At 59.8% G+C, this 21,326-nt stretch carries 17 protein-coding genes; 3 read left to right on the forward strand and 14 right to left on the reverse strand.

Going from position 1 to position 21,326, the window contains the following annotated elements; genetic code table 11:
- Positions 1 to 172: 172 nt before the first annotated feature.
- From F8N36_RS00695 to F8N36_RS00730, 8 genes are all read right to left on the reverse strand, one after another.
- Positions 173 to 1,615, reverse strand: a complete 1,443-nt coding sequence (locus F8N36_RS00695) for a diguanylate cyclase (RefSeq protein WP_291330829.1) — start codon at positions 1,613 to 1,615, stop codon at positions 173 to 175.
- 405 nt (positions 1,616 to 2,020) lie between these two features.
- Complete coding sequence (locus F8N36_RS00700; protein ID WP_291330830.1) at positions 2,021 to 2,845, reverse strand: 4Fe-4S binding protein; 825 nt, start codon at positions 2,843 to 2,845, stop codon at positions 2,021 to 2,023.
- Positions 2,842 to 3,366: a 4Fe-4S dicluster domain-containing protein gene (locus F8N36_RS00705; RefSeq protein WP_291330831.1), complete on the reverse strand. Its 525-nt coding sequence runs from the start codon at positions 3,364 to 3,366 to the stop codon at positions 2,842 to 2,844. Before F8N36_RS00705 ends, F8N36_RS00700 begins: the two co-directional genes overlap by 4 nt.
- The gene (locus F8N36_RS00710; protein ID WP_291330832.1) at positions 3,363 to 3,701 is read right to left on the reverse strand and encodes a hypothetical protein; all 339 of its coding nucleotides are present in this window, start codon (positions 3,699 to 3,701) and stop codon (positions 3,363 to 3,365) included. Before F8N36_RS00710 ends, F8N36_RS00705 begins: the two co-directional genes overlap by 4 nt.
- Positions 3,702 to 3,781: 80 nt before the next feature.
- Complete coding sequence (locus tag F8N36_RS00715; RefSeq protein ID WP_291330833.1) at positions 3,782 to 6,052, reverse strand: nitrate reductase; 2,271 nt, start codon at positions 6,050 to 6,052, stop codon at positions 3,782 to 3,784.
- A 94-nt stretch (positions 6,053 to 6,146) separates the two neighbouring features.
- A complete protein-coding gene (locus tag F8N36_RS00720) occupies positions 6,147 to 6,593 on the reverse strand; it encodes a hypothetical protein (protein WP_291330834.1) in 447 nt (148 codons plus the stop codon).
- A complete protein-coding gene (locus F8N36_RS00725; RefSeq protein ID WP_291330835.1) occupies positions 6,590 to 7,162 on the reverse strand; it encodes a NapC/NirT family cytochrome c in 573 nt (190 codons plus the stop codon). Before F8N36_RS00725 ends, F8N36_RS00720 begins: the two co-directional genes overlap by 4 nt.
- 336 nt (positions 7,163 to 7,498) lie before the next feature.
- The gene (locus F8N36_RS00730) at positions 7,499 to 8,308 is read right to left on the reverse strand and encodes a hypothetical protein (RefSeq protein WP_291330836.1); all 810 of its coding nucleotides are present in this window, start codon (positions 8,306 to 8,308) and stop codon (positions 7,499 to 7,501) included.
- 303 nt (positions 8,309 to 8,611) lie between these two features.
- Here F8N36_RS00730 and uvsE point away from each other — a divergent pair, with 303 nt between their 5' ends.
- A complete protein-coding gene (uvsE, locus tag F8N36_RS00735; RefSeq protein ID WP_291330837.1) occupies positions 8,612 to 9,865 on the forward strand; it encodes a UV DNA damage repair endonuclease UvsE in 1,254 nt (417 codons plus the stop codon).
- Between the two features lie 47 nt (positions 9,866 to 9,912).
- On the opposite strand, the gene F8N36_RS00740 is transcribed toward uvsE, so the two are convergent.
- The 5 genes from F8N36_RS00740 to F8N36_RS00760 form a co-directional block, all read right to left on the reverse strand.
- Positions 9,913 to 10,425 carry a GNAT family N-acetyltransferase gene (locus F8N36_RS00740; RefSeq protein ID WP_291330838.1) on the reverse strand — a complete coding sequence of 171 codons (513 nt, stop codon included), beginning with the start codon at positions 10,423 to 10,425 and terminating at the stop codon, positions 9,913 to 9,915.
- Between the two features lie 15 nt (positions 10,426 to 10,440).
- Complete coding sequence (locus F8N36_RS00745; protein WP_291330839.1) at positions 10,441 to 10,755, reverse strand: hypothetical protein; 315 nt, start codon at positions 10,753 to 10,755, stop codon at positions 10,441 to 10,443.
- 35 nt (positions 10,756 to 10,790) lie between these two features.
- Positions 10,791 to 11,234 (reverse strand): MOSC domain-containing protein, encoded by a 444-nt coding sequence (locus tag F8N36_RS00750; protein ID WP_291330840.1) that lies wholly within the window; start codon positions 11,232 to 11,234, stop codon positions 10,791 to 10,793.
- 199 nt (positions 11,235 to 11,433) lie between these two features.
- The gene (locus F8N36_RS00755) at positions 11,434 to 15,573 is read right to left on the reverse strand and encodes a translocation/assembly module TamB domain-containing protein (RefSeq protein WP_291330841.1); all 4,140 of its coding nucleotides are present in this window, start codon (positions 15,571 to 15,573) and stop codon (positions 11,434 to 11,436) included.
- Positions 15,573 to 17,558, reverse strand: coding sequence for a BamA/TamA family outer membrane protein (locus tag F8N36_RS00760; RefSeq protein WP_291330842.1), 1,986 nt, complete (start codon positions 17,556 to 17,558; stop codon positions 15,573 to 15,575). Before F8N36_RS00760 ends, F8N36_RS00755 begins: the two co-directional genes overlap by 1 nt.
- Before the next feature lie 131 nt (positions 17,559 to 17,689).
- On the opposite strand from F8N36_RS00760, the gene F8N36_RS00765 reads away from it, so the two are divergent.
- Together F8N36_RS00765 and thiM are read left to right on the forward strand one after the other, a co-directional pair.
- Positions 17,690 to 18,037: a DsrE family protein gene (locus F8N36_RS00765; RefSeq protein ID WP_291330843.1), complete on the forward strand. Its 348-nt coding sequence runs from the start codon at positions 17,690 to 17,692 to the stop codon at positions 18,035 to 18,037.
- Between the two features lie 77 nt (positions 18,038 to 18,114).
- Entirely contained in the window at positions 18,115 to 18,948 is an 834-nt protein-coding gene (thiM, locus tag F8N36_RS00770) for a hydroxyethylthiazole kinase (protein WP_291330844.1), read from the forward strand.
- Positions 18,949 to 19,047: 99 nt separating this feature from the next.
- Here thiM and F8N36_RS00775 read toward each other — a convergent pair whose 3' ends face one another.
- On the reverse strand, positions 19,048 to 21,105 hold the full coding sequence (locus F8N36_RS00775; RefSeq protein WP_291330845.1) for a cache domain-containing protein: 2,058 nt from the start codon (positions 21,103 to 21,105) through the stop codon (positions 19,048 to 19,050).
- Positions 21,106 to 21,326: the final 221 nt, after the last annotated feature.

The following is a 21,326-nucleotide window of genomic DNA, read 5'->3' on the forward strand; positions in this document are numbered from 1 at the left end:
TCCTCACAACAAAAAACGATTTGCTGTGAGGGAGCCCGCCCAGATCTCACATCTATTTGTTTTGTATATACATTTTTAAAAAATATTTGCCGAGCATACGTTCCAAGCGGTGTGACGGCTCATCTGCCACAATAATACGGGCAGCCATCACTGAATCTGGGCATAAAAAGCACTAGGCCACGTTGCGCGCGCATGTTTCAGGCCATACGCCAACCACCTGATTGCGGCCGCAATTTTTGGCTGCATAAAGCGCCCGGTCCGCCCGGCCGAGCATGTCGGCAAAGGTGGCATCATCCGGAGCAGATGTGGTTACCCCCACACTGACAGTAAACCGCACAATCTGGTTGTCGTCCGAGGTTACCGACACCATGTCCTGAATGGTCTCGCGCAGCCGTTCGGCATTGGCGAGAGCCCCCACGCCGTCTGTTTCGGCAAGAATGAGCAAAAATTCTTCGCCCCCAAGACGGCCAACCACATCCTGCCCGCGCGTAATAGCCACCATTGCATCGGCGACGGCCTGTATGACCCGGTCACCTGTGGCATGCCCCCAAAGGTCGTTGATGGATTTGAATCTATCAATGTCTACCATCAACAGTGAAATATGCCCCTGATAGCGGCGGCTTCTTGCCATTTCCTTTTCGCCGCACAAAACTAGCTGCCGTCTGTTGGCGACACCGGTCAAAGGATCGGTGGCAGCCAGATCACGCATGTCATCCCATTGCCGCAGGGTCAAAAGATGCTCCCGCAGTGCAAGCGTGTACAGCAGCAGCATTCCCAAAAAACCGCCCCCAAACTGCCATGCACGCCGCCGCCATTCGTGAAGGCTGTCGTGCAGGTCAAAGCCCACAATGCACAGCAGGGGAATATTTTCTACCTTGCTCACCCCATACACCCTGGTGCGTCCGTCCAGAGGCGACACGGCAATCAGGCTGGCGCTTGAGCGCTGTCTACCAAAATTTGGCAATTCTTCCAGTGAAATGATGCGTTTTTCAAAGTTGGCTGATGTGGGAGGATTGTGCGCCACTATCATGGCATCGCTGTCGGCCAGGGCCAGCACATCGTGATCACCCAAAGGAAAGGACTGTATCCAGCGCTGAAATTCCCCAATATGAAATGCGGCCAGGGCACCGCCAAGAAAGTGCCCCTCGGAAGAAATACGTGGGCGGGTAACGGCGATGGTTGGAACTTTTGAGGCAGATTTGATGGCAGGCAGATATTGCGTGTAGGCCCGGTTTTCGGTCATGACAGGTGATGAGGCGCAGAATGACAGATTGCTTTTCAAACCGATCTTTGTGGTGTCTGCCACCAGCCGATAAATGCATTCCGCGTCGTACAGCCCAAGGCCGATGGCACCGGGCACGGTAGAAATTTTTTTTGCCAGCCAGGGGCAGACTCGCTGTATTTCATCCTTGTTGCCAACGCTGCTGTTCACCTCATCTGCCGTAACTTTTTCAAGAACATCGCGCAGAACATAATCGGCAGCAACAACTGTCGTTCCAAACCACTGGCTCATAAACTGGCTTTGCTGAACTGCAAGAGCAGACCTTTCCTGAATAATCTGTTCACGGCTCAAGGCCATGTCAAAACCCAGCCATACGGCTGCACCAGCAAGCATCACCAGCATTGTGCCGTAAATGCACACCGTTGAAAACAATACCTGCCAGGTATACCTGCCGGGCCTGTAATAAGCAGCGCGAAGAGGCCTCCTGAAACCAGAAGGCATATCCACACCCTTGCACGTATGCTTTCGCCATTTCATGGGGCATCCTGCATTGCCATGCGCCAAAAAATGTTAAACACTCGAATATTGTGAGGGAGTTATAAACTTAGTGGAGGAGGGAAGAGAAGGTGCGCCACTACCCGCATGGTCACTATACGCCCAGGCGTGAATAGCTTCCAGACAATATTATGCCGTTTTTTGTAATGCTCTTGCTTAAAAGACAATACGGCACAAAATGGACAATCAATAGGTGTGCAACGGTGTTATCTGACACTATCTGCCTGACACTGCCGGTGTTTTCTACCCGTCATTCTTTTTTACGAACCATTCCAGCGCGCTGCCATAGCCAGCGCAGGTGCTGACGCAGTCGCCGCAGTGGGTACAGTCGTGCCTTTCAGGGCCGCCCTTGCGGCGCGGGTTCAGGTCGAGCGAACAGGCTTTCTGGCAGGGAGCCTTGCCCTTGCAGGAGCACCTCTCTGCCCGCCAGACAATACGCAGGCCCAAAGCCTTCTCGGGCAGGCAACTGGCCGTGGCCCCCAGCAGCACAGATTGCGGGCACACAAAACGGCACCACAGACGCTTGCCTGTGGCAAATTCCAGCAGCAGGGCAACCAGCGGCACGGCGACAGCCACAAGCAGCAGCCACATGTCATCCCCCTGCCATGCAAGCACGGGCAGCAACGAGAGCTCGCCGGGCAGCGAAACAATGCCCAAAACCGGAAATCCTACCCCTAGCGCCGCCACCAGCCCCATGGCCAGCAGCAGAACCTTGCCCCAGAAGGCCTGCCGCACCACCAGGCGCCCGCCATCCCGCCGCCAGCGCAGGGCATACACAAGTTCGGACAGCAAACCGTAGGGGCATATCCACGAGCAGAAAACCCGCCCAAGCAGCAGGGCCACAACCAGCGAAAGCAAGGCTCCGGCCAGCAGTCGTCCGGCAGACAAAAAGCCCATGGCGGCAATCTGGGCCGCGCCCACGGGGTCGGCAAAGGGTACGCCAAAAAAATCCAGCGCAAAAAAACTGCCGCTCACCCCGCGCCAGCCAGCCGCATTTACCCAGGGCAGCAGACACAGGCCCGCCACCACCAGCACCTGCACCGCCCGCCGCACCACAATCAGCCTCATGCCTTGCCTCCCGGCGCTTTTTCTACAGGTATGCCCGTGGGCGGCTTGAGCCGCGACGATGCGGGCACAATTTCCACAGCCTGCACCGGGCATACGTATTCACATATGCCGCAGCCCACACAGGCAGTGGTCATGGCAGGCACAAGCCCGCCAGAAAGCACCACCGCAGAACCGCGCAAGGGGCACCGGTCATAGCAGGTCATGCACATGACGCCAGTTGCAAAATTGTGGCAGCGGTTTTTGAGAATATAGGCCTGCCCCATGCCCGCCCGCTGCATTTCAGTGACAGCGTTGTCCAGCGCCCCACTGGGGCACACCGGCGGGCACTTCATGCACAGGTAGCAGGGTTTTCTGCGGGGCCGCACCTGCGGCGTACGCCGCGTGCGCCCAAAGCCGCCAGCCAGCTCGATACTCTCGTACGGGCAGACGGTCGCACACTTGCCGCAGCGCACGCACTTGCGCAAGAATGATTCCTCATCCCCAGCTCCCGGTGGGCGCAGGGGCGGCATAAAAAGACTCATTCCTGCTCCCCTGCTCCAAACGGCATGGCACTGCCATCGGCCATACTGCATCGCGGCTGGTGAGCCGGGCATTCCATGTGGCCCTGCGCGTCCATGTCTTCCTCGTAATTGGCAAAAACCAGATGCAGCTCTTCAACGCCCGGCAGTTTGCTGAGCGCGCCGAGCTCCTGCTGAATCTTGTCAGAGGGCTGCTCCACAACCAGTACAAGGCCGCCAATCTCCGCATCTGCGGGCGTGCGCTGCACATCCACAATGCCCGTGCGGCCCCGCACGGCGGCTTCCAGCCCGGCAAGCGCACCAGCGGGCGCACTCAGAATTATCCCAGCAATGGCCATATATCCTCCAGCATTACCCCGCCCGCATGTCATGCACACGGGCGGGGATCTCTATCTGAACAGGAACATGCTGCCGCGTGCTAAACCTTGCGCACCCGCGCCGCGCATATTTTGTATTCCGGCTCGCGCGAACCGGGGTCGGTGGCGTCCAGAAACAGCTTGTTGACCAGCTTTTTGGGATCAAAAAACGGCACGGCCACAAGCCCCGGCCTGCACACGTCGCTCACGCGAGCGGGCAGTTCCATCTTGTCGCGCCGGGTTTCGAGAATGACATTGTCGCCGTGCTTGATGCCCAGGGCGGCGGCGTCCTTTTCGTTAATTTCCACAAAGGCCGCCGGATTTGCCTTGAGCAGTTCGGGCACTTTGCCCGTCATGGTCGAGGTGTGCCAGTGGTCGATAACGCGCATGGAGGTAAGATACAGAGGATATTCTGCATCGGGTTCTTCCGCCGCGCCCTTGGCCGGGCGCATGAAGATGGTGGGCTTGCCGTCGGGTTTGCCGTAGAAAAAGAACTTGTCCGGATGGTCGGCTGGCACCAGCGGATCATGCCCGCGCACGTAGCGCAGGTTGGTTCCGGGGTGATCCTCCGAGGGACAGGGCCAGATGATGCCCGATTCCTTGCGCAGGCGGTCGCGGGTCATGCCATAGAAATCGTAGGTGGTTCCCTTGGCAACCATACGCCACTCGTTCCACACGTCTTCGGCATTCCTGAAGTTCACCAGCTTGGGGTCAACACCCGCGCGCTTGGCGAATTCCACAAGGGTATTCACGGTGGGGCGGCACTGGCCGGGCGAATCCACAGCCTTTTCTGTCAGCGAATAGCGCCGTTCGCCGCAACCGTACACGCCGTCGCGCTCGCACCAGAAAGAAGGCGCAAGTACAAGGTCGGCGTACTGCAGGGTTACGGCATCGGGGAATGCCTCGATGCACACAAGGAACGATTCCGGGTTCGACATGGCCTTGTGAACCTTGTTCAGGTTGGGCAGGGTATGCGCGGGGTTGGTCTCGCAAATAACCATGCACTTCACGTCGCCACGGCCAAGAGCCTCAAACATCGCCACCGTATGGGGGCCGGGATTAGGCGAAATACGCCCTTCCGGCAGGTCCCACAGTTTTTCCATTTCTGCTCGGTGCTTGGGGTTGGCAATGGCGCGGCCAGCGGGCAGCAGATGTGCCAGCGCGCCGGTATCGCGCACGCCGCCACAGGCGTTGGGCTGACCCGTGAGAGAAAATGGCGTAGCGCCGGGGCGGCAAATCTGCCCGGTCAGCAGATGCAGGTTGTGGATAAGATTATTGGCAAAAACACCCTGCACACGCTGGTTGATGCCCATGCACCACAGGCTCATGGTGGCGGATGATTCTGCAAAGGCGCGGGCCGCCGTATAAATCTGCTCTACGGGTACGCGGCATATCTCGGCCACTTTTTCGGGCCGGTAGTTTTCCAGAAAAGCCTTGTACCCCTCAAAATCAGAAGGCTTGCCTTCCGGGTCGGCAAAACTCACATGGCGCTGCCAGAAGCGGGGGTTATCCAGTTCTTCATTGATGATGACCCAGGCCATGCTGTGCATGAAGGCCAGGTCTGTGCCGGGGCGAAAGGCCACATGCATGTCGGCAATACGGGCCGTGTTGGTGCGGCGCGGGTCGGCCACAATGATCTTGATGCCCGGCTCCACCTGCTTGCGACGGGCAATGCGGCGGAACAGCACAGGGTGCGCCTCTGAGGTATTGGAACCGATGATGAAAAAGCAGGTGGCCTGGTCAATATCGGCATAGGTTCCCATGGGCTCGTCCTTGCCGAACGTGGTGGTGTAGCCGCCCACAGCCGATGCCATGCACAGGCGGGGGTTGCCGTCCACGTTATTGGTGCCAAAGCCGCCCTTGAAAATCTTGTTGGCAAGGTAGCTCTCTTCGGTCAGGCACTGACCCGAGCCATACCAGGCAACGGAATTGGGGCCAAAGTTATCAATACTGTGCCGGAATCTGGAAGCCATGAGGTCGAGGGCTTCGTCCCAGCTTATGGGCTCGAGGGGACCGCCCTTGGTGCGGCGCAGCATGGGCTGGGTGACGCGCTCTTTTGAATTAAGCACAGGAATGAGCAGCGAACCCTTCAGACACAGCAGGCCCGCGTTGTGGTTGTTGGGGTCGCCCTGAATGGCCACGGCCTTGCCGTTTTTAACCCCCACCATCACACCACAGCCTGTGCCGCAGTAGCGGCATACGCCCTTTACCCATTTGTCCGGCTTGTTGTCGTCTGCCGCAAGGGCCAAAGTGGGCAAACCAACGCCCGTAGCAGCCGCCATGGCGGCCGACATGGCAAAAAACCGTAAAAAATCACGACGCGATGAATTCATATCCGCAACCTCGCTGTTAGCTTGGCATGATTGTTCTGTTACCTTGGCTGCCCCGCGCTGGGGCAGACCAAACCCGGCAAACCGCAGGTGCGGGCTACAAATCCGTCTTGCCGCTGGGCATGCGGTATTCGTAGGCCTTGCCATGCATGGGGCTCTGGTGGTTGGGATGACAGGTGGAACAGTCATCACGCTTGCCAAACTTGGCCTCCATGCGCTGCATGGAAAGCGAGTGGCAACGGGCGCACACCTCAACCCCGGGCCTGCGCGTAAAGGGAATGGCTCCCTTGCCGTCGGGCATGCCATGACAGGTCTGACAGCGCACAAGCGTTATGCCGTGCTTGCTTTCAAACCATTCCTGCGCCACGCGGGGCGTGCTTTTCATATGGCAGGAGTAGCAGTCACCAGCCATCTGCGGCGCATCGAGATGCTTTGCCGCCTCGCACCGCTCAGCCGGAAAGGCCCAGGCCATGTACAGAAAATAGCCGCCCGCCAGCACCGCCAGGGCAAGCAGAACGATGAGCAGTTTCTTGTTGCGGGTCATGGCCGTATCTCCTTGATTTTCTGTGCGAACTTATGGTTTGCAGGAATGCGCTCGTCAAAAACCGGCAGATGAGCGAGGTTGCGGTGGCACCCCACACAGCCGCTGCGGGCCTGACCGTTCTTGCCCTCGTAGTTTTCGTGGGCAAGGCGGCCCTCAACCGAAATGGGACCGTCGGCCTTTGCGTTGCGGGTCAAGTCCTGGTGGCAGGCGCGGCAGTTGGCATCGTCCGTAAACCGGCGGGCAATGGGCTGCATGGCGACGCGGTTCAGATCTGTGCCGCCCTCCACGTTGTGCACCCACAAGTCCTTGATGCCCATCCATGCCTTGGCGCTGAGCATGCGGGCCAGGTTGCCCGACGGGATATGGCATTGCGAGCATCCAATGGCTTTGCCCTGTGCGTCCTTGGCGTGCGGTGACAGCATCAGTTCGTCCTGATACACGCGCATTTCGTGGCAAGACAGACAAAACGCCGTCTGCGACGAATACGACACCCCCGCTGCCGCCAGGCCCACGCACGCGGCCAGGGCAATACAGCCCACAATCCAGACGCGCTTAGAAGGATACGGCATGGTTTTGGTCTCCATGGCTGATGGTTCCGCCATACCTCTGGGCATCGTTGTCCGAAAAAGCCCACGGCTGACGCAAATTGTGAATTTCGCCACAAAAAGCAAAACCAATGCCAAATACACCATTTAAATTTTTTGTGTGATTAACGGCGCTTTGAGGTTTCTTTATCAGCAGGGGCTTGGGGCATTGTCATAAAAATATGACAAATTTCATCTGCGCCTGACAGGCTGAAACCATAAGATGACAAACCCCCGAATCCGTCAAAACGGACCCGGGGGTTAGGGGCTCTGCAGCCTCATGTTTTTGAGTCAGAACAGGGAAAAAGGATCAGCGGCGCGCTATTTTCCTGCCGATGGAACGCTGGAAAACAACCAGCCTGCAATGGTCGAAGCCGCCTGTTCCTCTACCCCAAGGTAGCCATGGGCCGACATGCCCTGACAGGCATCACCGGTAGCATCGCCGTGTGAGAGGCTGATAATGTCCTTGCGGGGGGCGCTTTTGAGCGCCCGTTGCAGAGCCTGCACGCCAGAATAAGGGCTGACTTTGCAGGCATCCTGCTCGTTATGAAAAATGAGCACTGGTATGGCAATGCGACCCACAGCGGCATCATAGATGGTACCGCTTGCCTTTTTATTGTTCTGCGTAACAGTTGAGGTAAGTACCAGAGCGTCGGCATTGCCACGCTCAAGCCGGGAGGCCGTGTTGGCGGCAGAGATGGTTCCGCGGCTTGTTCCCACCAGTGCCACGGGCACGTGCCACTGCCTGCGTACATAATCCATCACCATGGCGGCATCCTGCGCCTGCTCCGCACTGGTGCGATAGCTGTTGGCATTCTGGCCGCTCACGTCTGATGGCACGTCCACAAGCACTGTGAGCAGGCCTTCCCTGACAAAAAGAGCTCTGGAGCGGGCAAGAAAATTACCCTGCAGGCTGGTTTGCTCTCCGTTTTCCGTCAGGCCAAGGCAGCCGTTGTCGCCAGCAAACAGTATGACCGCCGCTCTGGGTTTTGTGGGCACGTCTACCAGAGCCCGCAGGGTTGCCTTTTTAGCAGTTTGCCACTGCACCAGCAGCTTTTCGGGTGAGGCTGAAAGCTTTTTTTGCACCATGCCCGGCATGTCCGCACTGGCCGCCCCACTCCATGCTGGCATAGCCAAAAAAACCAGCAGGGCAAAAAACAGACAAAAAGCTGCAGTACATACAGGGCCCTGCATCCTTTCTTCCACCACCCGAGCCGCTGACAGACGAGAACCGTGACCTTCCATTGCGCCTTCCTTGGTATGTGCGAATATCATCGCCTTCAAAACATCTTCCCCGGCCATCTGCACAATGCCCCGCGCAGGGTGCGCGCATTGGCTGTTTCTATTCCACCTGCTGTAAGCCTTGCGTTAAGATTCGTCCGACATGTCGGGCATACCTCTTGCCGCCCGCCGCGAATCGGCTACAGTGGCCCCATGATACGATACGGATTTGCCTGCAAGACCATAGGGGTTCCCCAAGCGGATCTCTCCGCCATTACCCTGGCCCGCGCCACGCACGAAAACATGCTGGGCGTGTGCCGCCACAACCTGCGGGCGCTGGAAGCCATGCTGCACTACTGCGCAGAGGCGCGCATACCCCTCATGCGCATCAGCTCTGACATCATTCCGCTGGCTTCACATCCCCAGAACAGCTTTGCCTGGCAGCATGAATTGCACCAGGAGCTGGCCTCGGCGCGGGCAACACTGGCGCAAACGGGCATTCGTGTTTCCATGCATCCGGGGCAGTACACAGTGCTCAATTCGCCCCGACAGGATGTGGTAGAACGCGCCGTTGACGACCTGACCTTTCACGCCGGTTTTCTTGATGCCCTGGGGGCTGATGGCAGCGCCCGCATCATCCTGCATCTGGGCGGCGGATACGGCGAACGGGCCTCGGCCCTCGAACGGCTGACGGATAACATCCACGCCCTGCCCCTGCAGGTGCGAAACCGCCTTTCACTTGAAAACGACGAGCGCGTTTTCAACATAGAAGACGCCCTTGCCATCTGCGGCAAGTGCGGCCTGCCAGCCATCTTTGATGTGTTCCACCACTCGCTCAACCCGCCGCGCCACGGCACACAGGACTACTGGCTTGACCGGGCCATGGAAAGCTGGTGCCCGCAGCATGGCCGCCCCAAACTGCACTACAGCCAGCAGCTGGCTGGCGGCAAACCGGGCATGCACTCGCGCTTCATCGGCATGAAGGATTTTCTGGAATTCCACAGCTCGCTGGACGGACGCGAACTGGACGTGATGCTTGAGGTCAAGGACAAGAACCTTTCCGCAGTAAAGTGCATCAACCTCACGAGCCCCCGCTTGTCCCGCAACGAGCTGACCCGTGAATGGGCCAGATACAAGTATCTGATACTTGAGCGCGAACAGGCGGCGTACAATGCCTTTCGCGCCATGCTCAAGGCGGACGCGCCCGATGCCCGCGAGTTTTACAGCCTTGTGGAGCAGACCCTGGAAAAGGAAATTTGCGGCCCGCAGGCGCGTAACGCCGCCGAACACGTATGGGGCTATGTGGACAATCTGGCCACGCCCTCAGAAAAAAAACGCGTACTGGCCGCCCTAGGCGAACTGCAAAACGGCACAGAGAGTCTGCCGCGCGCCAAGCGGGCACTGCTGAGCCTGGCCGTGAAACACCATGTGGAATACCTGCTGCAAAGCCTCTATTTTTATATCTAGCGACAAAACGGAAAGCGCAGGGTCACCCCTGCGCTTTCCGTTTTCAGCTATTTTTCCGACCGTTGCCACACCAGGTGCAGCAGCGGATAGGGCATGCCCTGCCCATCCTGTGCTGAACGCCCCACAATCCTGAAGGCCTGTCTTTTATAAAAGGCCAGAGCCTGCGGATTCTGCTCATTCACATCAAGGGCCAGCTGCTGGTGGGCCGCTTTTGCGTGGGCCAACAGCGCAGTGCCCACCCCGCATCGAAAACTGGCAGGGTCAACAAAGAGCATCTCAACCTGCGGGCCGTTGCAACCCATGAACCCCACAGGGCAAACCCCGGCAGGGGGTGCCTGGTGCAGCTCGGCCACCCACAGAGTTTCCACCCCGGGCAAATAGAGCCTGCGCACATCTTCAAAAAGACGTTCCACCTCGGCGGGCGGCAAAAAATGGTGGGTTGCCTCAACGCTGCGCCGCCACAACAGGGTCAGGGCATGGTGGTCTGCCCCTGTTGCCAGCCGTATGGTCAGCGGGCGGGCAAGTCCTACGACCGCCTGCGTGTCTGTGCTCTCGTTCATAACCTGATTATCCGGCTACTTTTCGCCTTGCCCCGGTGCGCCTGCCACCAGCCCAGCCGAGCGTTCTGCGGAAACAGGCGAACCCTGTTTTTGCAACTCAGGGTTGTTCTGTTCCCTGCTCAGCTGGCCGCTGTCGAGCATGGCGCGAGCGGGGCTTTCTGCCTGTGGCGCAGTGGCCTCTGCAACGGGAGCGGGCTGTTCCTGCTTTTTGGCATACTTGGGCGAAAAATGGCGTTCAACAAGGGCCACACCTACAGTGTAAAGCACAAAGACCACGGTTACCGCACCAAGAAAAAGTGCCGTGCGCCATATCATTTTAAGCGTTTCCATACATCTCCACCGCAAAATTCTCTGGCTCGTTCGGCCTATTCCGCTGCAGGGGGCAGCACTTCCATGGTGTCGCCCGTGCGCACCTCACCACCGTGCAGAACCTTGGCAAACACCCCCTGGGTAGGCATGATGCATTCGCCCATGGTGTGGTATATCTGGCAGTGGCTGTGACATTCCTTGCCAATCTGCGAGACCTCAAGCAGCACGTCGTTACACGCAATGCGCGTGCCCACCGGCAATGCGGCAAAATCGATGCCGTCCACCACCAGATTTTCGCCAAAACAGCCGTTGGCCACAAGAGCCCCACGCGCCTTGAAGGCTTCAATGGCCTGCCACGAAAGCAGGCTTACCTGCCGGTGCCAGTTGCCCGCGTGAGCATCGCCCTCGATGCCGTGATTTTCAATGATATTGGCATAATCCACGGCCTTCTTGGCCGTGCCTTTTTTCTGGCTGGTACAGATAGCCACTATTCTGCCCATAATTCTGTTCCTTTGCTTGCATGATCCATGTTGCCGCATGCCTGCGGCCGCCACAGTCTGCCCCATATGCCGGGGCGAGTCCAGCCCGGACGCTCTGGCACTGGCTTGGCCGCACAGCAGGCATTGGAGCCTGAATGGCCGTGAATGCCAGTTTTTTGCTATGTTATCACACCCCACCCCGCCAGCCAAGCGAAGCGCATCAGTAATTATATTTCCAGGTCACGCCGCCCTTGGTGCTCTGCTGCTCGGTGCGCACCTCAAGGTTGGCCCTGGGGGTCAGCTCAAGCTGAATCACAAAGGCCGTGCTGCCCTGTTTGGCCCCCTGCTGCACGCCCACATAGATATCTTCTGTAAGGTATTTGCCCATTTCAACAGAGCTGCCAGCGGCCATGTTTTCTCCGCTCTGCCCCTGCTGCCCGGCACCGGAGGAATTGAAACGCAGCACATCCACGCCCAGCGCCTGCCGTGCGGAATCAAGCACGCCACCACCGCCGCTGCCCGTGCCAAAACCCGCCAGCTGGGCCACCGCCGCCGCAAGGCGCAGGTTTTCGAGCCGTCCCAATTCGCTGGCGCTTTTGCCAAAAAGTATCTGGGCCAGAATTTCATCACGCGGCATTTCAGGGTCGCTGCTCAGAATGAGCTGCATTTTGCGTACTGTTCCCACAATGCTGATATTGGCCATGAGTGCCGGGGTCTGGCTTGTGAGCATGATGTCCAGCAGGGGATTTGAAACATCCCCGCCGGCAAAGGTCACCGCCCCGCGCGCCAGTTTGAAATTTTTGCCAAGGATATCAAGGCTGCCCTTGGTCGCGTTGAGCTGGCCGGAAACAAGAGGTTCTGCGGGCGTGCCGCCAATGTGCATGTCTGCCCGCCATTCGCTCTTGAGGCCAAAGCCCTCAACCACAAACCGGCCAGGAATGACAATGCGCAGATCAAGCAGACCCGGCTTGCCTCCAGAAACAGGGGCCGCACCAGCCAGGGCGGGGGCAGAGGAAGCAGCCTTTTTACCCTGCCTTGCGGCAGAGGTGGGAGGTTCGTACCCGGTTCTGGCCCAGGCAGGCGAGGCCTCGCTGATGGGCAAGGTGGTGATGCTGCCGCCCACCTCAAGATTATTGAGCAGCACCAACCCCTGATTGACGGTAAGGGTGCCGCGCACTTCTGGTGCTGTGGCACTGCCCGCAACCGATGCCTGGGCAGAAAGCTCTACACGCACGTCGCGGCGGCGCAGCGGGCGCAGGTGGTCAAGACTGGCCTTGAAATCAAGCTGGCTGCCGTCCAGCCTGCCCTGCCCGGTTATGCGCGCAGTGCCGCCCTGCCCGTCGGCAGCGGCGAGGTTCAGGCGGGCAAGACCAAGAGCCCCAGCGTGGCCTTCTTCAAGATCAAGCCTAAGGTTTATGGCAGAGAGCAGTACGCCCAGCGTAAGGTTTTCGTAGCGGGCATCGTCCATGCGCACAAAACCCTTGGGCACCGGGGTTTCAAGGGTTCCCCCCACATCAAGTGCAAGGGCAAGCCGCCCGGCCAGCCGCTGGTCTGCCACAGGCAGCAAGCTCCACAGGGGGGCCACTGCGCCGTTCCAGCGTACCGCTGCCCGTAGCGGCCCCTGCATGTGGGGGCGCGGCAATCCGTCTGCGCCAAACAGCAGTGGAAGGCGGGCCTCAACACGGCACTCTGTACCGCCAAGAGCCACCACAGTTGCCTGATCGGGCACAAGGCGCAGAGCCAGCGCGCCGCCAGCTGCGGTATCGCGCTCAAGCTTGCCGGTGAGGGTCAAATTCATAGGTTTGAGCGCAGAGCCCGGCAGGCTCAAACCGCGCACATCCACCCGCAGGTCGCCCTGCGGATGGGCGGGGCTGCCAGCAAGCCGCGCCGTAGCGGCAACCGTGCCCGCAGGCAGGGCAGGTACCAGCACGCGCCAGGGTGCGAGCTCAAGCTGCTCCAGTGTAAGGCGCACATCAAATTTTTCCGCACTCAGCGAGGCCTGCGCCCGCAAACGGCCAGAGGGCTTCATGGTTATATCCAGCCCACTCAGGCCCAGATCGGTCTGGCCCAGCTCGCTCGAACCGTAGCGCAGAGAGGCTCCGGCTGCGGCCCGCAGGCCCAGCTTTTGTGCGGGCAGATCAAGATCAAGCCGCCGCACCTCTACAGTACCGGGCTGCCAGCGCACCGCGCAACGCGCCGCCGCAAAGCCGCTTGTTTCGAGGTTTGCCTCCAGAGGTCCGTATACCGAACCCTGCGCACGCACCCTGGCCCCAAGCCTTTTGTCGCCGCTACGCAGCCCCCCAAGATCAAGACGCGCGGCCAGCTGCCCTGTGCCAAAAATATCGGCGAGCGCAGCTTCGCCTTCAAGCCCCTGCACTTCTACAGGCGGGGCGCTGCCCTCACGGTAAGAAAGCCGTGGTACGCGCCAGCGTAAACTTGCCTGCTGGGTATGGCCGGGCGCTGCTGTGGCCTCTGCCTGCTGCGACCGCAGCTCAAGCGACAGGGCGGCGTCGCCATCGAGCCGCGCACCGGGAACAATGGCCGAAAGGGCCTTCCAGTCTGCAACGCGCACGTCAATCTTGCCGTCTGCACGCGGCATGCCTCCCGCAACCAGAGGCATGGGCAAGACCGCCGTTACCTGCCCGGAGGCGGCAACCCCCAGCACATCGCACTGCAGGTCGCGCACCCCCGCCAGCAGGGCGGTGCTGCCAGCATCTCTCCCCTGACGCGCAAAAATGGTCGCGCCCAAGCGCTGCGCAAAAGTGTCTACCCTGGCGGTTGCCTGCACATTTACGGCCAGCTCAGCCTCGGGGATTGCATCAGTGGCGGGGCCAGTATCCGCAGCCGCCTGCCCCGGTGAGCCAAAAAACACCTGCCGCCAGCGCAGGGGCGTGCTTTCCAGCTTGAGGGCCATATTGGCAAGCGCGTGCCTGCCCACATTCCAGGCAGGGCAATCAAGAGCAATGCGGGTATCAGGCGCATCCAGCGGACCACTGAGCGCCACGCGCAACTTCGCACTGGAGGGCAACAGGTTCTCGCCCACACCGGCAGGGGCTGGGCTGGTACTGGCGGCAGGGTTGGCACCGGGGGCAGCCGCGCCGTCTTCGACCTGCGGCCCAAGGCTGGTCAGAATATCCACATCCAGCGGTCCAGCAAGCCACGAAGTTTCCGTTCCACTCTCCCATGTTGCATGGCCGCCCACACGCAGGGGGCCTGCCTGCACAGAAATTTTTTCAATGGCAGCACGCCCGCCTGCTGCAGGGCCGCCGCCCGCAGGGGCCGTGATACGGGCCGTTACACGCACATCTGCGCTGCCCCCCTGACCCAGAAGGGCTGCAAGCATGGGAGCAGCCGCGGGCTCTGGAGCAGTTGCGGGAGCGGGTGCTTCCGCAGCCATTTGCAGGGAACAGACAAGCTCCACGCTCGCGTCCACAGCCAGTGATTCCCCCTGCCGGGAGGACGCGACCGAGGCCTGCATACTGGACTCAACCACCGATGCAGGCATGCCTGCCAGCAACAACGGCGCATCGCCCTCCGCCTTGAGGGCAAGTCTGAGACGGGCCTGCGCACCGTCTTTACCCACAGCAATTTTCAAACCCGCATCAAGACGCGCCTGTGCGGGCATGTCGGCCTTTTGTGGTGCATCCGCAGGGGTGGGCGCGGCTGCTTCGGTCTGGGGTTCGCCGTCTGCGCCTGTCTGGGTCTGGATGGCCTGCCCCAGCAGACTTTGCGGCAAGAGAGCATTATTCAGAGAAAGCTCGTCAATGCGCACCTGCGGCAACCAGCTTGGCAATGAACCAAGCTCGCGCAGGGCATCAGCCAGAGCCGTGCGCAAGGCCCCTTCTGTGAGGGGCGGTGACGGCGGCGGCGCAGCCTTCTGCGAGAGCTGCGGCAGGCGCAACAGCTCGGCATTGTCCACGCGCACAAAGGCAATATGCAGTGCACCGGGCAGAGCCTGCCAGTTCCAGGTGGCACTGCATGCGGGCAGGCGCAGCCAAAGCCCCTGCGCATCGTACAACTCCACACCCAGCGCAAACCCAAAGGGCAATGGGCCAGAAAGATGCGTAATACGCGCACGGATATCAGGGGCAGCCCCATCAGCAGGCGTGGCCTCCATGGCCGCATTGATTTTATCCGTCACCCACGCCTGCACCGATTCATTGCGCAGGGCTGCAAGGGTTCCAACAAGGGCTGTCACGCACAACAGCAGGCACAGCCCCAGAGCCATGACCGTGCGACGCAGCCATATCCTGCGTTTATTTTTTGGATACTGGCCGGACAGACCAGGCTGTGGAGCAACACCGCCCTTGTCCGGCGAGGTAGAGGATGGCGGCGCTGCCGCCTTGCGGTCCTGATCCATCAGAAAGATTGCCCTATGCTGACATAAATCTGCACTGGGGGGTCGCCGTCAATGGGTTGCAGGGGAAAGCCCACATCCAACCGCACAGGTCCAATGGGCGTGAAATAGCGAAATCCAAGGCCCGTGCCCCAGCTCATGTCGCCAATAATGCGCGGCAATTCGTCCCTGTAGACCATGCCGCCATCAAGAAAGGGAACAATGCCGAAATCGTCCGTAATCTTGTAGCGGGCTTCAAGGTTTACTACCTGATACGAGCGCCCGCCCAAAGGTTCGTCCTTATGGTCACGCGGCCCCAGCGACTGGTAGGCATAGCCCCGCACAGAACCCGACCCGCCGGTGTAATAGCGCAAACTGGCGGGGATACTGCGCAGCCCCATGCCTGCGAGGGCACCGGCCTCTACCCTGCCCGCCAGCACGAGTTTGTCGTCCGGCAGGCCGTCTTTGCGAAATGGCGCGTAGTACCCGCTGGCCGAAATCACGCCGGTCATGACATTGAACGATTCGCCATAAAAGCCGGTATACGGCTTGAACTTGATGGCCAGTTCCGACCCGTCGGAAGGATTGAGCACATTGTTGCGCGTGTCACGCCGCAGGCCCAGCCGGGGGCCAAAAAATCCGTAGCCCTTGGGGTCCTGTTCGTTGTCCTTGATGGAGCCGCTTTCGCCGCCAAGCCCGGCACTGCCCCACCACTGGCGCGAGAGCCGTCTTTCGATATCGCCTGTGCCCGTGCCCGCAATTTTTTCATAGGCGCTGGTATTTTCACGCAGGGTAGAGCCCGTTACCAGCAGCTTTTGCTCACGCGCCAGAAAGGCCGGTTTTTCGAAGGCCGCCTTGAGTCCCTGGGTTTCGGTGGCAAACGGCGCGCTCACCGTAAGTTTTTCGCCATTGCCAAAAAAGTTGCGGTGCTCCCACATGCCTTCCACGCCAAGACCGGTATCGGTATCGTAACGGGCACTGGCCCCCACCGAGCGGAATGGCGCTTCGGCCACGGTTACTTCCAGCGGCAGCACGGCTGCACCGTCGCGCCCCGCGCCACTGGCAAGCTGATCTTCAAGGGGTTTGGCTTCCACAGTGCGGAACAGGCCGAGGGCACGCAGTTTGTTGGCGTAGTCCTCAACCATGTCCGAATTCCAGGGTTCTTCGGCACTGTTCCAGGGAGCCAGCCGCTGCACATATTCAGCGCTGACTTCTTTGGCCCCGCGCACCTCAATGTGGCCCATGAGCGCAGGCGGCCCAGGGCGCACCAGAATATCGGCATTGAGTCTGGTTGCCTCGCGGTCGAGCGTGAAGCTTGTGTCGGCAATTTTGGCCAGCGGGTATCCCTGCCGCCGCAGAGCTTCGGGCAGGGCGTTTACCGCTGCCAGCAGGTCATCGGCGGCAACGGGCTTGCCAACAGCAACCCCCGGCAAAACCTTGGGGAAGGAAGGCGGCGGCACGGGTTCTGTTTCCAGCCCCCAAAAGCCAACCTCACGCTGACGGTTGCGAAAATATTGCGGAATGACGGGTTCCGGGTCGTAGTACACGTCTGCGCGCCCCAGACTGTAACGCTTGCCCGGCGAAAGGATGAGCTCCACGCCAACGGGGGTGGATTCCCTGTCCATTTCAAACGTGGCCGTGCCGTCATAGTAGCCCTGCGAGTGCAGCAGGCTCTGCGCGCTGGCAGTATCTGCGCGGGCACGCCTTTCCAGCGCCAGCATGCTGTCGGGCGGTTCCTTGGCAAGTTGCACGAGCTGGCTTGAGGCCTTCATCTGTCCGGCCAGGGAATCTGGCCCGTTCTGCACCTTGATGCGCACCTTGTAGGGCACTGGCTTGCCCTGCCAGGCGGTTTCAAGCCCTGGCGGAGCCGGTTGAGGCTCTTCTGCCGGGGCGCGGGCCAACAGGCCGCAGCCTCCGACGCACGCAAGCAGAACCAGGGCCGCAAGCAGTTGCAGCACCACCAGACCCCGTGGCCGTTGTGTTTCTGTTGCGCCAAGAATACAAAACATGCCTTACCATACGTTGCCCGCCAACATGAATCAAGAACCATTAGCAACTGATGCTTGCAAAAAAATGTCGCTCCGCTAGGATTACAACAACAGGCCTTGTGCCTGCACAACGCATAACCACAGGACACACCATGAATTATGATCTCTGCCTGCACATGGACAGCAAGGACCCCGCAATCCTGCGCCTTGTTCTTCGTAATGCGGCCAACTATATCAAGGCCCTGCCAGAAGAACGCTTTCAGCTCGTAGTTGTGGCCAACGGCCCCGCCGTTACCCAGTTTGTCAAAGGCAATGAAGAATTCCGCGCCATAGCGGCCCCTCTGCAAGATCAGGGGCTGCGCATCCTGCTGTGCGCCAACGCCCTGGCCGACAACAATATTGACCATGCAGACATCTGGCCCGGCTGCGACGTTGTTCCCGCTGGTCTGGTGGAAATTGTCCGTCTGCAGCGCGAGGGCTTTGCCTACATCAAACCCTAGGGAATCTGCCCCTTGGGGGCCGTGACGGCAATTGCGCTGTTTACTCTTGCTTCCGGCTATGCCGGAGGAGGCTGGGCATGGAATGTTTTGGGGAAATTCTGGATATCGTACGCCGCAAAACCCCCGTGGTGCACAGTATTACCAACTATGTAACCGTCAATGACTGCGCCAACATGATTCTGGCCGCTGGCGGCTCGCCCATTATGGCCGACGACGCTGCCGAAGTGGAACAGATCGTGAGCCTAAGCTCGGCACTGGTCATCAACATAGGCACGCTCAACGCGCGCACTGTGGCCTCCATGCTGGCCGCTGGCAGGCGCGCCAACGCCCTGAATATTCCCGTGGTGCTCGATCCCGTAGGCGCGGGAGCCTCCGACCTGCGCAACGAAACCCTGCGCACCCTGCTGCAGGAAGTTCGCTTTACCGTCATCAAGGGCAACAGCTCTGAAATCCGCTTTCTGGCCGGTGAAAAAGCCACGGCGCGCGGCGTGGACGCAGACGAGGGGGTTCTGGTTTCAGAAGAAAACCTCGGCGCTGCGGCCCGCATGGCTCAGGACCTGAGCACGGCCACTGGTGCCATTGTCATCGTGAGCGGCCGCATTGATATTGTGGCCCACCCCAGAGGGGCCTGGGCCGTGAGCAACGGCGACCCGCTCATGACGCGCATTACCGGTTCTGGCTGCATGACAGCCGTGGTGGTGGGCTGCTGCGTGGGTGCCGCCCCGGCAGAGCTGCCCCAGGCATGCCTGTGCGCGGTGTGCGCCATGGGCGTGGCCGGAGAAATAGCCTCTGAAAACATGGCTGCCGTAGGCGGCGGCACAGGAACCTACCGCACCATGCTGCTGGACGCCATGAGCACGCTTGACGGCCCCGCCATAACCTGCCGGGCCAATGTGAAACACATTCTCTAGCCTGCTGGCATACAAAAAAACTCAAGTCCGCCCTTGTCCCGGCTGCATCTGTGGTGCAGCCGGGACAAGGGCGGACTTTGTGATGGCGGGCGTCGCGCCTTAAATCGGCAGACGTACCACGCACAAAACATCGTTGCTGTACCGGCCATCCCTTTTGTATTCGCGGTAACCGCGTGACCGGGCGCACCCCACGGCGTACAGCACCCCATCCACCGATTCCAGCTGTGAATGACATTCGCCCTGTCCAAGGGCAAGCCACTGCGGTTGCAGCTGGCAGGTTTCGCCGGGCAGCGTGTGGGCCTCGCTGGCCGCCACCAGGGTTCCGCCCGTTTCGGCAAAGTAACCAGCCGCCCCCTCAACCACCTTGCCCGCGCTGTCTTTGGGCAGGGTATCGCCCAGCATGTCGGCAAACTGCGGCAGAGAGTCAAAAACAATGCCTATGCCACCCACGGCCTGCCCGCCCTCGGGGGCGAATACGGGTGCGCTGTACACATAGGTGGGCTGTGCCTTGCTGTTGGGGTGGTACAGCGTGGTAGCGCGAAAAGAAGAAACGGCAAAATCGTCCGAATCATTGAGTGACAGGGTACGCCGCACGTAGTCTTCGTTGATCTGCTGGCCATAGAGGCCACGTTCTGCAGCCTGCGAGCAGGCCACCACCACGCCGTGCGCATCGTAAAGAAAAAGATTGGAATACACCGTGTAGTAACTGTTGATGTACTCAAGAATATCCTCAAGCCGAGCCAGAGATGCCTTGTCCACGGCGGGTCGGGCAAGAATGCGCCGAAAATCTGGTGTGAGCGCCCACCAGCGGCAGTCGTTGGCGCGCTCATAAAGATTGCGGTCCATTATTTCCACGGTGATGGAAGCGAGAAACGACGCGTCGTTGAGGCGCGAGGCCGTAACCGTTTTGAGCAGCCCGTCGGTAAAGTAATGAAACTCGCGCTCCATCTCTATGCCCATCTTTCTCACGGCATCCAGAATGGGCGGCAGCGCCTGCGCGGCCATGCGTTCGTCCTCGCGGGCGTTGCCGCTCTGGCGGGCGGCCATGATCTGCCCGTTGAGGGCCGCCAGCGTCAGGTCGCCCATAACGTCGCTTGCCTGTTCTTCGATATTGGTCAGCTGGGCAGAAAAGCCCGCCTCGCGCCGCACAAGGGCCACGTCCAGTTCTGCGGTGGGTCTGCTGGCAAAGGCTCTTTGCGCAGAACGCAGCACATGGGTTTGCCACGCCTGCCCCTCGTAACCCTGATAGCCCTCGGACGGCCGCGAAACTGCAAGCGTGGTGCTGCTGCCAGTGGAGCTGACGGCAAAACCGTCTGCCGGGGTGCGGGCATAGGAGCGGCGCACGGGGGCCTGCCGGGCATCGCTGCTGGCAAAGGCCTCGCCCTTGTCGTCCAGCAGCAGGATAACCATGTCTTCGGCAAAACGGGCCATGCCCGCAAAGAGGTCGGCCACCTCACCGTCCATGTCAAAAACAAGGCAGAGCACACCCAGCGGTTCGGCTGCGCCCTCCTCGCGGATAACGTGCGAATAGACGAGGGCTGCCCTGCCATCGGGCGAGAGGTCGGTGGGACGGAATGTTTCCACAAACTCGCTGGCAGCCAGCGTCTGGGCCACAAGCGGATCGTTTGACTCGCGCACCGGCGTACGCGTGTCAAGTTGCACGCATACCCTGCCCTGCGTATCAAGCACCAGAATATCGCGGTACACGCTGTACTTGGCCCGGTATGCGGCAAGCCTGGCGCGCAGTGCGGCCACGTCGGTGGATGCGCCCTGCAGAAAACTGATGATCTCGCCGTCGGTGGCCAGAAAGCTCACGTCGGCGGTGCGCTCGTACAGGTTGCGCTTGATGATGTCCATGACCACCTGGGCCACAGGCGACATTTCGCGCACGGCTTTTTCAAGCAGTTTTTCGGCCAGCATGCCTGTCATATCCTGCCGCAGCTGGCCAAAGGTATCGCGTGTCTTGAAAATGAAATCGAACAGGGTGGCGGCGATGGCATTGCAGTTGATCTTTCCCGTCAGGGCTATCCACGTCCACTGCCGCTCTAACTGCGAAAAAACCGTGTGGCAACGCCTGATATCAGGCATGAACTGAATCAACTGCTCAACGGCATCTGTTCCAGATGCATGGGACTGGCGCACAATCACCTCGCTCAAGATTCGCTTGGCGCCGCAACGCAGTTCAAAAAAACAGGCAGCTGATAATCACTGACAGATTATAACAGCGTATTTGAATAAAAAAATGGGGGAAAATGACCCTGTAAAAATTTTTTATAATTGTCAATATTACTCTATTTTTTCGATATATGTGCACACAAGACAATCAGGCATTCTGCCTTGTTGCAGACGATACACTAACAGAAGCACCATCTATTTAA

It is taken from the genome of Desulfovibrio sp. (genome assembly GCF_009712225.1).
Lineage (GTDB): Bacteria > Desulfobacterota > Desulfovibrionia > Desulfovibrionales > Desulfovibrionaceae > Desulfovibrio.

What these genes read in the sequence shown, in the direction of transcription:
- F8N36_RS00745 (WP_291330839.1), bottom strand. Translation starts at nt 10,755, where the DNA reads ATGGAAACGCTTAAAATGATATGGCGCACGGCACTTTTTCTTGGTGCG.
- F8N36_RS00750 (WP_291330840.1), bottom strand. Translation starts at nt 11,234, where the DNA reads ATGGGCAGAATAGTGGCTATCTGTACCAGCCAGAAAAAAGGCACGGCC.
- F8N36_RS00740 (WP_291330838.1), bottom strand. Translation starts at nt 10,425, where the DNA reads ATGAACGAGAGCACAGACACGCAGGCGGTCGTAGGACTTGCCCGCCCG.
- F8N36_RS00700 (WP_291330830.1), bottom strand. Translation starts at nt 2,845, where the DNA reads ATGAGGCTGATTGTGGTGCGGCGGGCGGTGCAGGTGCTGGTGGTGGCG.
- F8N36_RS00765 (WP_291330843.1), top strand. Translation starts at nt 17,690, where the DNA reads ATGAATTATGATCTCTGCCTGCACATGGACAGCAAGGACCCCGCAATC.
- F8N36_RS00730 (WP_291330836.1), bottom strand. Translation starts at nt 8,308, where the DNA reads ATGCCAGCATGGAGTGGGGCGGCCAGTGCGGACATGCCGGGCATGGTG.
- F8N36_RS00725 (WP_291330835.1), bottom strand. Translation starts at nt 7,162, where the DNA reads ATGCCGTATCCTTCTAAGCGCGTCTGGATTGTGGGCTGTATTGCCCTG.
- uvsE (WP_291330837.1), top strand. Translation starts at nt 8,612, where the DNA reads ATGATACGATACGGATTTGCCTGCAAGACCATAGGGGTTCCCCAAGCG.
- F8N36_RS00715 (WP_291330833.1), bottom strand. Translation starts at nt 6,052, where the DNA reads ATGAATTCATCGCGTCGTGATTTTTTACGGTTTTTTGCCATGTCGGCC.
- F8N36_RS00710 (WP_291330832.1), bottom strand. Translation starts at nt 3,701, where the DNA reads ATGGCCATTGCTGGGATAATTCTGAGTGCGCCCGCTGGTGCGCTTGCC.
- F8N36_RS00755 (WP_291330841.1), bottom strand. Translation starts at nt 15,573, where the DNA reads ATGGATCAGGACCGCAAGGCGGCAGCGCCGCCATCCTCTACCTCGCCG.
- thiM (WP_291330844.1), top strand. Translation starts at nt 18,115, where the DNA reads ATGGAATGTTTTGGGGAAATTCTGGATATCGTACGCCGCAAAACCCCC.
- F8N36_RS00760 (WP_291330842.1), bottom strand. Translation starts at nt 17,558, where the DNA reads ATGTTTTGTATTCTTGGCGCAACAGAAACACAACGGCCACGGGGTCTG.
- F8N36_RS00695 (WP_291330829.1), bottom strand. Translation starts at nt 1,615, where the DNA reads ATGCTTGCTGGTGCAGCCGTATGGCTGGGTTTTGACATGGCCTTGAGC.
- F8N36_RS00720 (WP_291330834.1), bottom strand. Translation starts at nt 6,593, where the DNA reads ATGACCCGCAACAAGAAACTGCTCATCGTTCTGCTTGCCCTGGCGGTG.
- F8N36_RS00705 (WP_291330831.1), bottom strand. Translation starts at nt 3,366, where the DNA reads ATGAGTCTTTTTATGCCGCCCCTGCGCCCACCGGGAGCTGGGGATGAG.